This window comes from Sinorhizobium mexicanum (genome assembly GCF_013488225.1).
In the GTDB taxonomy this organism is placed as follows: domain Bacteria; phylum Pseudomonadota; class Alphaproteobacteria; order Rhizobiales; family Rhizobiaceae; genus Sinorhizobium; species Sinorhizobium mexicanum.
On sequence record NZ_CP041238.1, the window covers coordinates 1,445,655 to 1,459,418 of the forward strand.

A 13,764-nucleotide genomic window follows, 5' to 3' on the forward strand; every position below is an offset into this window, starting at 1 on the left:
AGGACGTGACTGGACATGACTGCTGAAACCCTCTTTGCAAGCCTGCAACTCTCGGTTCCCGAGCTGATCCTCGCGGTCGGCGCGATGGTTCTGTTGATGATCGGTGTCTTTTCGAGCGAAAGGTCGGCCACGTCGACGGTAACCGGACTTGCCGTCGCACTGCTGATCATCGCCGGGCTGTGGCTGGTCCTGAAGACGGGCGAGGGTGAGGCCTATGGCGGCGCCTTCCTTTCCGATCCCTTCGCCAGATTCATGAAGGTCCTGGCCCTGATCGGCTCGATTACGGCGATGGTGATGACCGTCGGGCATGCCCGTTCGGCGCAGATCGATCGCTTCGAGTTTCCGGTCCTGTTGGTGCTGGCGACCCTCGGCATGCTGCTGATGATCTCCGCCAACGACCTGATCTCGCTCTATCTGTCGTTGGAACTGCAGTCGCTGGCGCTCTACGTCGTGGCGGCGATCAACCGTGACAGCGTCCGTTCGACCGAAGCCGGGTTGAAATACTTCGTTCTCGGCGCTCTGTCGTCGGGCATGCTGCTTTACGGCATGTCGCTCGTCTACGGCTTCACCGGTCATACCGGCTTCGACGAGATCGCCGCGGCGCTGACGGCGGAAGGCCGGTCGCTGGGTCTCGTTTTCGGCCTGGTCTTCATTCTCGCGGGCCTGGCCTTCAAGATTTCCGCAGTTCCTTTCCACATGTGGACGCCGGACGTCTATGAGGGCGCACCGACCCCGGTGACCGCCTTCTTCGCAGCCGCACCGAAGGTGGCGGCGATGTCGATCCTCGTCCGCATCGTCATCAACGCCTTCGAACCGGTGGTGGCGGACTGGCAGCAGATCGTCGTCTTCATCTCGATCGCTTCCATGCTGCTCGGTGCCTTTGCGGCAATCGGCCAGAGGAACATCAAGCGGCTGATGGCCTATTCCTCGATCGGTCACATGGGTTATGCCCTGGTCGGCCTTGCGGCCGGCTCGATGGCCGGGGTGCGCGGCGTGATCCTCTATATGCTGATCTACATGATCATGACGCTCGGCACTTTCGCCTGCATTCTGGCGATGCGCCGCAAGGAAGGCGAGTACGTCGAGAATATCGATGACCTTGCCGGCCTCTCGCAGACCAATCCGTTCATGGCGTCGGTTCTGACGGTCCTGATGTTCTCGCTGGCAGGCATCCCGCCGCTTGCAGGTTTCTTCGCGAAGTATTTCGTGTTCGTCGCCGCAATCGAGGCGCATCTCTACGCGCTCGCGATCATCGGCGTACTCGCGTCCGTCGTGGGTGCCTATTATTACCTGCGCGTCATCAAGGTCATGTGGTTCGATGAGGCCAAGGGTGAGTTCGCGCGCACCGCCGGCGAACTGCGTCTTGTCTTCGGCCTCTCCGGTCTGTTCGTGCTCGGATACGTGCTGATTGGCGGACCGCTCGGGAGCGCCGCGGAAGCTGCGGCCCGGACCTTCTTTTGACCGGCGGGAAGGGCGGCGGCCGGATTTCGCCTGACGATTTCCGGCACGTCGCGCTCGCCGAGACCGTCTCGACCAACAGCGAGTGCCTGGCGAAGGCGCGCGAAGGTGATCCGGGCAATCTCTGGATCACTGCCGGCCGCCAGACGGGCGGCCGCGGCCGTCGTGGCCGTGCATGGGTTTCCGAACCCGGCAACCTCTACGCATCGCTGCTTCTCATCGATCCGGCGCCGATCGCGCGCCTGCATTCCCTGCCTCTTGCCGTCGCGGTCGCTGCGCATCGGGCGATCCGGACGGTGATGCCGCCGGCCGCGCCGCCGGTTGAGATCAAGTGGCCGAATGACATCCTCGTCGATGGCAAGAAGGTATGCGGCATTCTTCTTGAGGGAGAGGAGCTTGCCGATGGCCGCCGGGCGCTGGTCATCGGCATCGGCGTGAATGTCGGCGTTGCGCCGGAGGGGGCCCTCTATCCCGCGACGTCTCTTCGTCGTGAAGGGGCATCGGCGTCGCCGGAAGAACTGTTTGCACACCTTTTTCTCGCCGTGGCCGAGATGCTCGCGCTCTGGGATCACGGCACGGGCGTCGCCAGGGTCATCGAGCTCTGGCGTTCGGCAGCGCGCGGGATCGGCGAGACGATCACCGTCAACCTACCGGATCGGTCGCTTTCAGGCCGTTTTGCCGGTATTGATCACGACGGCCGGTTGTTGCTCGACACGGGCGCCGGCACGCAGCAGGCGATTGCCGCCGGTGACGTTTTTTTTGGATGATTGAAGAATAGGGGTGCGCAGAGATATGGCGCAGGAAGAAGAATTGGTGTTCTTGCCGCTCGGCGGCGTCGGCGAAATAGGCATGAACCTTGGCCTTTATGGTTATGGCCGGCCGGGCAATCGCCAGTGGATCATGGTCGATTGCGGCGTGACGTTTCCCGGTCCAGAACTGCCCGGCGTCGAACTGGTCCTGCCGGATATCGCCTTCCTTGCTGAGGAGCGCCGCAACCTCAAGGCGATCATCATCACGCACGCGCATGAGGACCACTATGGTGCGCTGAACGACCTTTGGCCGGGTCTCAACGTTCCCGTCTATGCCTCGCCCTTTACCGCCGGCATGCTTGAGGCGAAGCGCGATTTCGAAAAGAGCCGCGGCGAAATTCCGATCACGATCTTCAAGCAGGGCGACCGGATCAATATCGGCCCCTTCGGCATCGAGGCAGTCGGGGTCAACCATTCGATCCCCGAGCCGATGTCACTCATCATCCGAACGCCGCTCGGCACCGTTGTGCATACGGGCGACTGGAAGATCGATCTCAAGCCGTCGCTCGGTCCTATCACCGATGAGGCGCGTTTCCGCCAGATCGGCGAGGAAGGCGTGTTGGCGCTCGTCTGCGACTCCACCAATGCGCTTCGCGACGGCGTTTCTCCTTCCGAACAGCAGGTTTCCGAAAGCCTGGCGAAGATCATTGCCGATGCCGAGGGGCGTGTCGGCATCACGACGTTTTCCTCGAATGTCGGCCGCATTCGCTCCGTCGCCGAAGCGGCAGAGGCCGCGGGCCGGGAGGTTCTACTGCTCGGCAGTTCGATGAAGCGCGTCGTCGACGTGGCGAGGGACCTCGGCCTGATGGAGGGGCTGAAGCCATTCCTGGCGGAGGACGAGTTCGGCTATATCCCGCGCGACAAGGTCGTCGTGATCCTGACCGGCAGCCAAGGAGAGCCGCGGGCCGCGCTCGCCAAGATTGCCCGGGATGAGATGCGGAATGTGGCCTTTTCCGCCGGTGACACGATCGTCTTCTCCTCACGAACCATTCCGGGCAACGAGAAGGCGATCAACGATATCAAGAATGGTCTGATCGAGCAGGGCATTCACATCATCACCGACAGCGAGGCGCTGGTGCATGTTTCCGGCCACCCGCGGCGCAATGAGCTGCAGCAGATGTACCAGTGGGTCAAGCCGCAGATCGTCGTGCCCGTCCACGGTGAGGCAGCCCACCTGACGGCACATGCTGAACTGGCGCTGCATTCCGGGATCGCCAGCGTACCGCGGCTGCGCAACGGTGAGATCCTGCGCCTGGCGCCCGGTCCTGCGGAAGTGATCGACGAGGCGCCGCACGGTCGCATCTACAAGGATGGAACACTGATTGGCGACTTTGATGAGATGGGTATCGGCGAGCGGCGCAAGCTCTCCTTTGCCGGCCACGTCTCCGTCAATGTCGTGCTCGACAACCGCTATGATTTCCTCGGTGATCCGGTCGTCGTACCGATTGGACTTCCGGAATTCGACGACGAGGGCGAGGATATGAGCGATACGCTCTACGACGCGGTGCTCGGCGCGGTAGAAAGCATTCCTCGGGCAAAGCGGAAAGATCTCGCTATGTTGCAGGAAGCGGTTCGCCGCGCCGTGCGCAGTACCTCCAATCAGGTGTGGGGCAAGAAGCCGGTCGTCACCGTCTTTGTTACCAAAGTCTGATTTCCTCACCTGAAGGCGCGACGTAAACCACTACGGAGCCTCGGCCTTGGTCTTCGAGGAAAGGGAGCATTCGATGCTGGGAAGGGTAAATCACGTGGCGATCGCCGTGCCTGATTTGGCAGCGGCGGCTGAGAGCTATCGTGCGACGCTCGGTGCGAACGTGACCGAGCCGCAGGCGCTTCCCGAACACGGTGTTAGGGTGGTGTTCGTAACGCTCCCGAACACGAAGGTGGAACTGCTGGAACCGCTAGGCGAGGCATCCCCGATCGCCGCCTTCCTTGCGAAGAACCCGGCGGGCGGCATGCACCACATTTGCTATGAGGTGGCAGACATCATGGCGGCTCGCGACCGGTTGAAGGCGGCGGGCGCGCGGGTGCTCGGCGACGGAACGCCGAAAATCGGCGCCCATGGCAAGCCGGTCCTGTTCCTGCATCCCAAGGACTTCCATGGCACCCTGATCGAACTCGAAGAGGTGTGACAGTCAGGCGCGGTCCAGTTATTTGCCGGTTGGGCTGAGTGGCGCTATAAGGCGAACGTGCTGGCCCCGCGGTAATTTCGGTGGAAGTGTGCCGGTGCCAGTGCATGTTTCCTTAAATCGTAGCCGATTTAAGGGCAAAAACATGTAGCAATTCAAAATGCTACAGCGTTCCTTTGTGCGTCTGAACGCGGCGCCGTAGGTTCATCCAGCGATATGACTTGAGACCCAAATGTCCGCTTTTTCAACCCTTGCCATCTACTTCATCATTTGGTGGCTGACGCTCTTCACCGTTCTGCCACTCGGAGTGCGGACGCAAGCGGAGGAGAACGACGTCGTTCCCGGCAGTGTCGAAAGCGCACCGGCGCGTTTTCGTGCATTGCGCGTCGTGCTGCTGACGACTGTCATCGCTGCCGCCATTCATGTCGGTTGGTACGTCGTTTCGGTCAAACTGGGATACGGGATCGATTCCATTCCGCGTTTCGCGCCGAAATTTTACTGAACGGCCGCCGTATAGCGGGCGGACGTACGAAGGACGCTGTAGCACTTCGAATTGTCAATGGGCAAAAAGCGTGCCAGCGGGCAAAAGCCCAGCCCCTGAACTTGCATCCATATCACTGTTTTCTCGCCATTCCGGGAGGTGCAGGCGCCATTCGTGCAGTGACCTCCGCGTCAATTGAAAATTCTCGGCTTGACAGCCGGAGAATTGACATATTTCAAGAGGTGCTTCGGTAAGGAAATATCGCGAAAAAGCAAAAAAAAACAAGGCGTAAAGCCTTGTTTTTTAAGTTTCGCGTGATCTCTGATCCGTTTCCGGCGGCAGCGAACGAGCGCGCCTAAGATCTTATCCTCCCAAGACTTGACCGCGAATTTCGGCAAGAATTTGGTCTTCTTGCCTGTTTTGTGAGCCGAAATTAGCTCAAACATTGGGCGCTGTCATCTGCTTTTTTTGCATTTTTGCTACAGTCTGGCAATTTTTTTCCGTTGACAGGAGCCGCCTCTGTCCTGTTACTTCCGTGCTCTTTTGACGCAGGCTAGCGCCGCGCATTTCCTGTCAAACGCCATCTATTATGTAGCTTTCTTCCCGCGACTGCAGGGTTTTCATCCGCGCGCGAAGCGGTTATGAACGCTGATCTCGAAATGCTTTCCGCTGGCCGTGCCGGGGGAAGAAATTCAAGAGTACGATCTGAGTAAAGGCAAACCGTTTCTCCCGGCTCAGGCGAAAACGGCTGCCGAAGCACAACGTCATTTCGCCCAAATCCGCCGATAGTGCGAAGTTCACCAAGTTCTGGAACCCGTCATGCGCCTGTCCCGCTTTTTCATGCCCATCTTGAAGGAAAATCCGAAGGAAGCGGAAATCGTTTCCCACCGCCTTATGCTGCGGACGGGCATGATCCGCCAGCAATCCGCCGGCATCTACACATGGCTGCCGCTTGGCAAGCGCGTGCTCGACAAGGTCAACGCGATCATTCGCGAAGAACAGAACCGTTCGGGCGCGATCGAGCTCCTGATGCCGACGCTGCAGTCGGCTGAGTTGTGGCAGGAGAGCGGACGCTACGATGCCTACGGCAAGGAGATGCTGCGCATCAAGGACCGACAGGACCGGCCGATGCTCTACGGCCCGACGAACGAGGAGATGATCACGGACGTGTTCCGCTCCTATGTGAAGTCCTATCGTGACCTGCCGCTCAATCTCTACCATATTCAGTTGAAGTTCCGTGACGAGATCCGTCCGCGATTCGGCACGATGCGCTCGCGCGAGTTCCTGATGAAGGACGCCTATTCCTTCGATCTTGATCGCGAAGGGGCGGAGCACGCCTATAACCGGATGTTCGCCGCTTACTTGCGCACCTTCGCCCGCATGGGCCTGCGCGCCATCCCGATGCGCGCCGATACCGGTCCGATCGGCGGCAATCTCAGCCACGAGTTCATCATTCTTGCCGACACCGGAGAGTCCGAAGTCTTCTGCCACAAGGACTTCCTTGGTTTTGACATTCCGGGAGAGGATACCAATTTCGACGATGTCGCCGGCCTGAAGACGATCTTCGAGAAGTGGACGTCGCGTTATGCGGCGACCTCGGAAATGCATGACGAAGCGGCCTTTAACGCTGTTCCCGAGGGAGAGCGCGTGTCGGCACGCGGCATCGAAGTCGGCCACATTTTCTACTTCGGCACAAAATATTCCGAAGCGATGGGTGCGAAGGTGCTCGGGCCCGACGGCAAGGAGCACACCGTGCACATGGGCTCCTACGGCATTGGCCCGACCCGTTTGGTGCCCGCGATCATCGAGGCGTCGCACGACGATAACGGCATCATCTGGCCGAAGTCGATCGCCCCGTTCGATGTCGTCGTCATCAACATGAAAGCGGGTGATGCCGCTTGCGATGCGGCCAGCGGCACGCTCTACTCGGGACTCGGGAAGGCTGGATTCGACGTGCTTCTGGACGATACCGATGATCGCGCAGGCGCGAAGTTTGCGACCGCCGACCTTATTGGTGTTCCGGTTCAGATCATCGTCGGCCCGCGTTCGGTTGCGAACGGCGAAGTCGAGGTCAAGGACCGCAAGACCGGCGAGCGCGAGACGATGACGATCGAAGCCGCGATCAACAAGCTGGCTGCGACGAGATAAAGGACGAAGGAAGCGAAGATGGCTGCGGCGACGGAAGACCAGGTGCAGGCTGCCGCTCAGTCCAGGGTGCCTTCCAGCCGTCCCTTTTCCGCGTTCGAGCGCATGGTGGCCTGGCGCTATCTGCGCTCGCGACGGAAGGAAGCCTTCATCTCGGTGATCGCTGGATTTTCCTTCATCGGCATCATGCTGGGTGTCGCGACTCTGATCATCGTCATGGCGGTGATGAATGGATTCCGCACCGAACTCATTTCCCGCATCCTCGGCATGAACGGTCATATCATCGTGCAACCGCTCGATGGCCCGCTGACCAACTATGCCGAGCTGGCCACCAAGTTTTCGGCAGTGCCGGGTGTGACCATGGCGATCCCGATGGTCGAGGGACAGGTTCTGGCACAAGGCTACGGTGACGCCTCGACAGGGGCCCTCGTTCGAGGGGTCCGTCCCGACGACCTCTCGAAGCTGAAATCCATCTCCGAGCACATTCAGTCCGGCGATCTGGTCGGCTTTGCGTCCGGCAGCGGTGTCGCAATCGGTTCGCGCATGGCCGAACAACTGGGGATTCGTGTCGGCGGCACGATCACGCTGACCTCGCCGAATGGCGATGTGACACCCATGGGCATGAATCCGCGTGTCAAGGCCTATACCGTTTCGGCGATCTTCGAAATCGGCATGTCGGAATATGACGCAACGATCATCTTCATGCCGCTCGAGGAGGCGCAGCTCTACTTCAATGCTGAGGGCCTCGTCCAATCGATCGAAATATTCGCCGAGCATCCGGACGCCGTAGATGCCCTGCGCAAGCCTATTGAAGATGCGGCCGGCCGGCAGATCTTCATCACCGACTGGCGCGATCGCAACAAGACCTTCTTCTCCGCACTCGAGGTCGAGCGCAACGTGATGTTCATGATCCTGACGCTGATCGTGCTGGTGGCGGCCTTGAACATCATTTCCGGCCTCATCATGCTGGTGAAGGACAAGGGCAGCGACATTGCGATCCTCCGAACGATGGGCGCGACGTCCGGATCGGTAATGCGCATCTTCTTCATGACCGGGGCCGCCATCGGGGTTGCCGGCACGATAGCCGGCGTGCTCCTCGGCGTCGTCGTTTGCCTCAATATCGAATCGATTCGCCAGTTCTTCTCGTGGGTCTCGGGGACGACGCTCTTCAATCCGGAGCTCTATTTCCTGAGCCAGCTTCCCGCCGATATGAATGCGGACGAAACGATCGCCGTCGTCATCATGGCGATTGCCCTTTCCTTCCTTGCCACGATCTTCCCGGCCTGGCGTGCCTCGCGCCTCGATCCGGTGCAGGCCCTGCGGTACGAATAACAAGGACAAGAACGCAAAATGAATGCGCGTGTGGCACTGCAGCTCTCCGGCATCGAGCGGCATTACGGCGAGGGCGACACCTACCTGCCGATCCTCAAGGGGGTAGATTTCACGCTGCGAAGCGGCGAGACCGTCGCGCTCGTGGCGCCCTCCGGGACCGGCAAGTCGACGCTCCTGCATGTCGCCGGACTGCTCGAGCACCCGGACGCAGGCGAGGTCGTCGTGAACGGCTTGGCCTGCAACGGGCTCAGCGACGACCGGCGCACGGCGATCCGGCGCAAGGAGATCGGTTTCGTCTATCAGTTCCATCATCTCTTGCCGGAATTCTCCGCGCTGGAGAACATCATGATGCCGCAGCTGATTGCCGGCCTTCCGAAGGCAGAAGCAGCAGAGAGAGCGGCCGCCTTGCTCGACTATATGCGCATCGGCCACCGTGGCAGCCATCGGCCGTCCGAGCTCTCCGGCGGCGAGCAGCAGCGTGTCGCCATCGCCCGTGCCGTGGCCAATGCGCCGCTCGTTCTCCTGGCTGATGAGCCGACCGGCAATCTCGATCCCGAAACCGCCGGCTATGTGTTCGAGGCGATGGAGGCGCTGGCGCGCCAGTCGGGCCTTGCGGCACTGATTGCGACGCACAACCATGAACTCGCATCCCTCATGGATCGCCGTGTAACGATCGAGGACGGAAAGGTCGTCGAACTGAAGTAGCCTCGAGGCGCCGCCGCTACGCGGCGGATCGAAGTGCTATGGCGCGCTTTGCGGATCTGAAAAGATGATCGCTGCAGTAGCGTCAAGGGAAGATGAGCCCGCCGCGGTAATCGAGCTCATAGGCTTCTTCGCCGTCGACGAAAATGACCTCGCGCCCGGAAAAGTGTTTGGTCCCGCCGCGGCTGCTGTCGATGTTGCAGCCATAAGCGTGCTGGTATTCCATGCCGCCGAGGAAATGGCGCTTTTCGTGGTACATCGTCTGCAATGCCGCCTTGATGACGGCGCCGGCCCGCCGCGCATCGATCAGGTCCGGACGGGTGATGCGGCCGAAATAATTCATCGCCCAGCGCGGTTTGCCATCGTGCCAAACCGCTTCCTGGCCGGCAAAATCCGTTCCACCGAAATAGCTGTCGAGATAACGCCACGCGCCACGCTGGTGCCCAACATCGCGCGAGCCGGGTCTGTTGGCGGGAAGTGCCCCGCCGTCGCCGATATAGGTCTTCGATTTCGCCTCGACGATAAAGGCGGTGAGTTCCTCGATGCTGAACATGAGCGTCCTCCCATTGCTCACGGAGGATGGCGCAACGTCGTCAGGCTGTAAAGAACAAAAAGGGAACAGGCTCTTGTTGACGCCTTGGCTTGCGTCGATCCCAACGGAGGCGGTCTCGGCGCGTTCAATTCGGCCGGATCACAGTTCACACCCGCAGTCCGCAATGCTGGCTGCCGTGGCGCATTAACCATGAGCGTTGAATTGCGGGATCTTTTATGCGGCCTTGCTTGACTATGGAACAAAAAAAGAACAAAAGAAAAACAATAGCGGAAAGGAGCCATATTATGACTGATTTCGTTCGTGATCTCGCCGCCTTCGCCTCCATGAGCCTGTTCATCGCCAGCATTTCGGTGATTGCGCTCGGATTGTGATCCTTCTGCGCCGGGGCGGCTTCGCAGGGCGCGGCCGCGTCGAATCTGTGCTGCCTCGGACGCAATGTTGAAAAAGAAGGCGGTCCCAGCCGTTGCGCTGGACATCAGGGACCGGAAACGGGATATCCTCTGCTCCGAACGGGAATCGGAGTGCAACGATGGCGAATGACGTGAGCCTTGGGCAGGGCGCAACTGTGACGGACCCGCAGTTCGTACACTTGCGTGTGCATTCGGCCTTTTCGCTGCTCGAGGGCGCGCTGCCGCTGAAGAAAGTCATCGGCAAGGCTGTAGCGGATGAGCAGCCGGCCATCGGTATTGCCGATACCAACAATCTCTTTGCCGCGCTCGAATTTTCACAGAAGGCGGCGGATGACGGCTTGCAGCCGATCATTGGCTGCCAGTTGTCGATCGACATGGAAGACGAGGCGGAAGCCGAACGGCGCGGTCATCATCATCAGCTTGCGAAGCTGCCGTCGCTCGTGTTGATCGCCGCTACCGATGCTGGTTATGTTAGGCTCGTCGACCTCGTCAGCCGCGCCTATCTCGACGGCGAGGGCAGCCAGGCGGCGCGAATAACGCGCTCGTGGCTGGCTGAGGGCGGGACCGATGGTCTGATCGCGCTGACGGGGGCGGCGAGCGGCCCTATCGACATCGCATTGAAGGCGGGCTCGCCGGTTCTGGCCGAGACCCGTTTGAAGGCGTTGATCGCGCTCTTCGGCGACCGGCTTTATCTGGAACTGCAGCGGCACGGCAATTATGACCGGCGGCACGAGAGCCGCATGGTCGAACTCGCCTATCGCTTTGATGTGCCGCTGGTGGCGACCAATGAGGCGTTCTTTCCCGCGCCGGCGGACTATGACGCGCACGACGCTCTGATGGCGGTTGCGCACAACGCGATGGTTTCGGATGACAGCCGTTTCCGGCTGACCCCGGACCACTATCTGAAGAGCCGCAAGGAGATGGCGGCGCTCTTCGCCGATCTTCCCGAAGCGCTGGGAAACACGATCGAGATCGCACGGCGCTGCTCCTTCATGCTGAAGACGCGCGGGCCGATCCTGCCGCGTTTTACCGGCGCTTCGGGGGATCCGGAGGAAGCAGAGCGTGCGGAAGCTGCGGAGCTTCGCCGGCAGGCGGAGGAGGGGCTCGAGCACCGCCTGGCGAAGCTCGGCATGGCGCCCGGTTACAAGGAAGAGGATTATCGCGAGCGGCTGGCGTTCGAACTCGGCGTCATCGAACGGATGAAATTCCCGGGCTACTTCCTGATCGTTTCCGACTTCATCAAATGGGCCAAGCAGCATGACATTCCCGTCGGCCCCGGCCGTGGCTCCGGTGCGGGATCGCTCGTTGCCTATGCGCTGACGATCACCGACGTCGATCCGATGCGCTTCTCGCTGCTGTTCGAGCGCTTCCTCAACCCCGAACGCGTCTCGATGCCGGACTTCGATATCGACTTCTGCCAGGACCGGCGCGAAGAGGTCATTCGCTACGTCCAGGCCAAATACGGCCGCGAGCAGGTGGCGCAGATCATCACCTTCGGATCGCTGCAGGCGCGCGCGGCGCTGCGCGATGTCGGCCGCGTGCTCGAAATGCCGTACGGCCAGGTCGACAAGATCTGCAAGCTGGTGCCGAACAACCCCGCCAATCCGACGCCGCTTTCGAAAGCGATCGAAGAGGAGCCGCGGCTGCAGGAGGAGGCGGAGAAGGAGCCGGTGGTGGCTCGGCTTCTCGATATCGCCCAGAAGATCGAGGGCCTCTACCGTCATGCCTCGACGCACGCCGCCGGCATCGTTATCGGCGATCGGCCGCTCTCGAAGCTGGTGCCGATGTACCGCGATCCGCGGTCGGACATGCCGGTCACCCAGTTCAACATGAAATGGGTGGAGCAGGCTGGCCTCGTCAAATTCGACTTCCTCGGCCTGAAAACGCTGACGGTCCTGAAGACCGCGGTAGACTTTGTCGCCAAGCGCGGCATTCATATCGATCTTGCGAGCATTCCTCTCGACGATGTGAAGACCTACGAGATGCTTTCCCGCGGCGAGACGGTCGGCGTGTTCCAGGTGGAAAGCGCGGGCATGCGCAAGGCGCTGATCGGCATGCGCCCGGACTGCATCGAGGACATCATCGCCCTTGTTGCGCTCTACCGCCCGGGCCCGATGGAAAACATCCCGGTCTACAACGCCCGCAAGCACGGCGAGGAAGAGATCGAGTCGATTCACCCGAAGATCGATTATCTGCTGAAGGAGACGCAGGGCGTCATCGTCTACCAGGAGCAGGTGATGCAGATCGCCCAGGTGCTGTCGGGCTACTCGCTCGGCGAGGCCGATCTGTTGCGCCGCGCCATGGGTAAGAAGATCAAGGAGGAGATGGACAAGCAGCGCGCCCGCTTCGTCGAAGGCGCCGTCAAGAACGAGGTGTCGAAACCCCAGGCCGACCTGATCTTCGACCTGCTTGCGAAGTTCGCCAATTACGGCTTCAACAAGTCGCACGCGGCCGCCTACGCCATCGTCTCCTACCAGACGGCCTATATGAAGGCGCATTATCCGGTCGAGTTCCTCGCCGCGTCGATGACGCTCGATATGTCCAACACGGAAAAGATCAACGATTTCCGCCAGGACGCCATGCGCCTCGGTATCGAAGTGATCGCGCCGTCGGTGCAGACCTCCTTCCGCCATTTCGAGACCGGCGACAACCGCATCTATTATTCGCTTGCCGCTATCAAAGGGGTCGGTGATTCGGCCGTCGAGCATATCGTTACCGTTCGCGGCGAGCGGCCCTTCGCGAGTCTCGAGGATTTCTGTCTGCGGATCGACCCGAAGCTCCTGAACAGGCGCGTTTTCGAAAGCCTGATCGCCGCCGGCGCATTTGATTGCTTCGGCTACGACCGGGCCGAACTCATAGGCGGTCTCGACCGGGTTCTGGGCTTTGCCCAGCGTGCGCAGGAGAACAAGGTGAGCGGCCAGGGCGATATGTTCGGCGCCGGTGCGGCCACGGGACCGGAGAGGATCGCGCTGCCGGCCTACACGCCTTGGCTCGCCTCCGAGAAGCTGCATCGGGAGTTCCAGGTGCTCGGCTTCTATCTTTCGGCCCACCCGCTCGATACCTACAACAAGCTGCTGGCCAAGATGCGGGTGCAGACATTTGCCGATTTCGCCGCGGCGGTGAAGCAGGGGGCGACCGCCGGCCGTCTGGCGGGAACGGTGACTTCGAAGCAGGAGCGCAAGACGCGCACCGGCAACAAGATGGGGATCGTCGCCTTTTCCGATGCGTCGGGCCAGTTCGAGGCTGTTCTCTTCTCGGAGATGTTGAACCAGTATCGCGATCTCCTGGAGCCCGGAAAATCGCTGGTGATGACGGTAGCAGCTGAAGAGCGGCCGGAAGGAATCGGCCTTCGCATCCAGACCCTGCGGTCTCTCGAAGAGGAATCGCTTCAGATGCAGAAGGCGCTACGGGTTTTTGTACGCGACGCCGGTCCGCTACGCTCCATCGCTTCCCATCTCAACACGAAGGGGGACGGCCTCGTTTCATTCGTGGTCATCAAGGAAAACGGCCAGCGGGAAATCGAGGTCGAGCTCAACGAGAAATACCGGATTTCGCCGGAGATCGCCGCGGCTCTGCGCTCGGCTCCCGGCGTCGTCGACGTCGAACTTGTCTAGCGCATCGGCCCGAAAGCCGGAATCGATTTTCGGAAGTACGATGCGCTAATTCAAAGACTTACAGCGTCCTCTGTGCGTTCTGAAGGACACGCGGCGCTGTAGGGCAATTTCGGGAAAAGCCTGGTTTTCCGTCC

The 13,764-nt window shown here is 60.7% G+C and carries 10 protein-coding genes; 9 read left to right on the forward strand and 1 reads right to left on the reverse strand.

Annotated features, from left to right (window positions below; genetic code table 11):
- Positions 1 to 15: 15 nt before the first annotated feature.
- The 8 genes from nuoN (at position 16) to FKV68_RS06820 (ending at position 9,056) form a co-directional block, all read left to right on the forward strand.
- On the forward strand, positions 16 to 1,461 hold the full coding sequence (gene nuoN, locus FKV68_RS06785; RefSeq protein WP_180940780.1) for an NADH-quinone oxidoreductase subunit NuoN: 1,446 nt from the start codon (positions 16 to 18) through the stop codon (positions 1,459 to 1,461).
- Positions 1,458 to 2,225 carry a biotin--[acetyl-CoA-carboxylase] ligase gene (locus FKV68_RS06790; RefSeq protein WP_180940781.1) on the forward strand — a complete coding sequence of 256 codons (768 nt, stop codon included), beginning with the start codon at positions 1,458 to 1,460 and terminating at the stop codon, positions 2,223 to 2,225. Before nuoN ends, FKV68_RS06790 begins: the two co-directional genes overlap by 4 nt.
- 25 nt (positions 2,226 to 2,250) lie before the next feature.
- Positions 2,251 to 3,918, forward strand: coding sequence for a ribonuclease J (locus FKV68_RS06795; protein ID WP_180941432.1), 1,668 nt, complete (start codon positions 2,251 to 2,253; stop codon positions 3,916 to 3,918).
- Positions 3,919 to 3,991: 73 nt separating this feature from the next.
- Complete coding sequence (gene mce / locus FKV68_RS06800; RefSeq protein ID WP_180940782.1) at positions 3,992 to 4,396, forward strand: methylmalonyl-CoA epimerase; 405 nt, start codon at positions 3,992 to 3,994, stop codon at positions 4,394 to 4,396.
- Between the two features lie 229 nt (positions 4,397 to 4,625).
- Positions 4,626 to 4,895 (forward strand): DUF1467 family protein, encoded by a 270-nt coding sequence (locus FKV68_RS06805; RefSeq protein ID WP_180940783.1) that lies wholly within the window; start codon positions 4,626 to 4,628, stop codon positions 4,893 to 4,895.
- Between the two features lie 798 nt (positions 4,896 to 5,693).
- Positions 5,694 to 7,022 carry a proline--tRNA ligase gene (proS, locus tag FKV68_RS06810; protein WP_180940784.1) on the forward strand — a complete coding sequence of 443 codons (1,329 nt, stop codon included), beginning with the start codon at positions 5,694 to 5,696 and terminating at the stop codon, positions 7,020 to 7,022.
- An 18-nt stretch (positions 7,023 to 7,040) separates the two neighbouring features.
- Positions 7,041 to 8,351: a lipoprotein-releasing ABC transporter permease subunit gene (locus FKV68_RS06815; protein WP_180940785.1), complete on the forward strand. Its 1,311-nt coding sequence runs from the start codon at positions 7,041 to 7,043 to the stop codon at positions 8,349 to 8,351.
- Positions 8,352 to 8,369: 18 nt separating this feature from the next.
- Positions 8,370 to 9,056, forward strand: coding sequence for an ABC transporter ATP-binding protein (locus FKV68_RS06820; protein ID WP_180940786.1), 687 nt, complete (start codon positions 8,370 to 8,372; stop codon positions 9,054 to 9,056).
- An 82-nt stretch (positions 9,057 to 9,138) separates the two neighbouring features.
- Here FKV68_RS06820 and FKV68_RS06825 read toward each other — a convergent pair whose 3' ends face one another.
- Positions 9,139 to 9,606 (reverse strand): DUF5680 domain-containing protein, encoded by a 468-nt coding sequence (locus FKV68_RS06825; protein WP_180940787.1) that lies wholly within the window; start codon positions 9,604 to 9,606, stop codon positions 9,139 to 9,141.
- A gap of 529 nt (positions 9,607 to 10,135) precedes the next feature.
- On the opposite strand from FKV68_RS06825, the gene dnaE reads away from it, so the two are divergent.
- Positions 10,136 to 13,630 (forward strand): DNA polymerase III subunit alpha, encoded by a 3,495-nt coding sequence (gene dnaE / locus FKV68_RS06830; protein ID WP_180940788.1) that lies wholly within the window; start codon positions 10,136 to 10,138, stop codon positions 13,628 to 13,630.
- Positions 13,631 to 13,764: the final 134 nt, after the last annotated feature.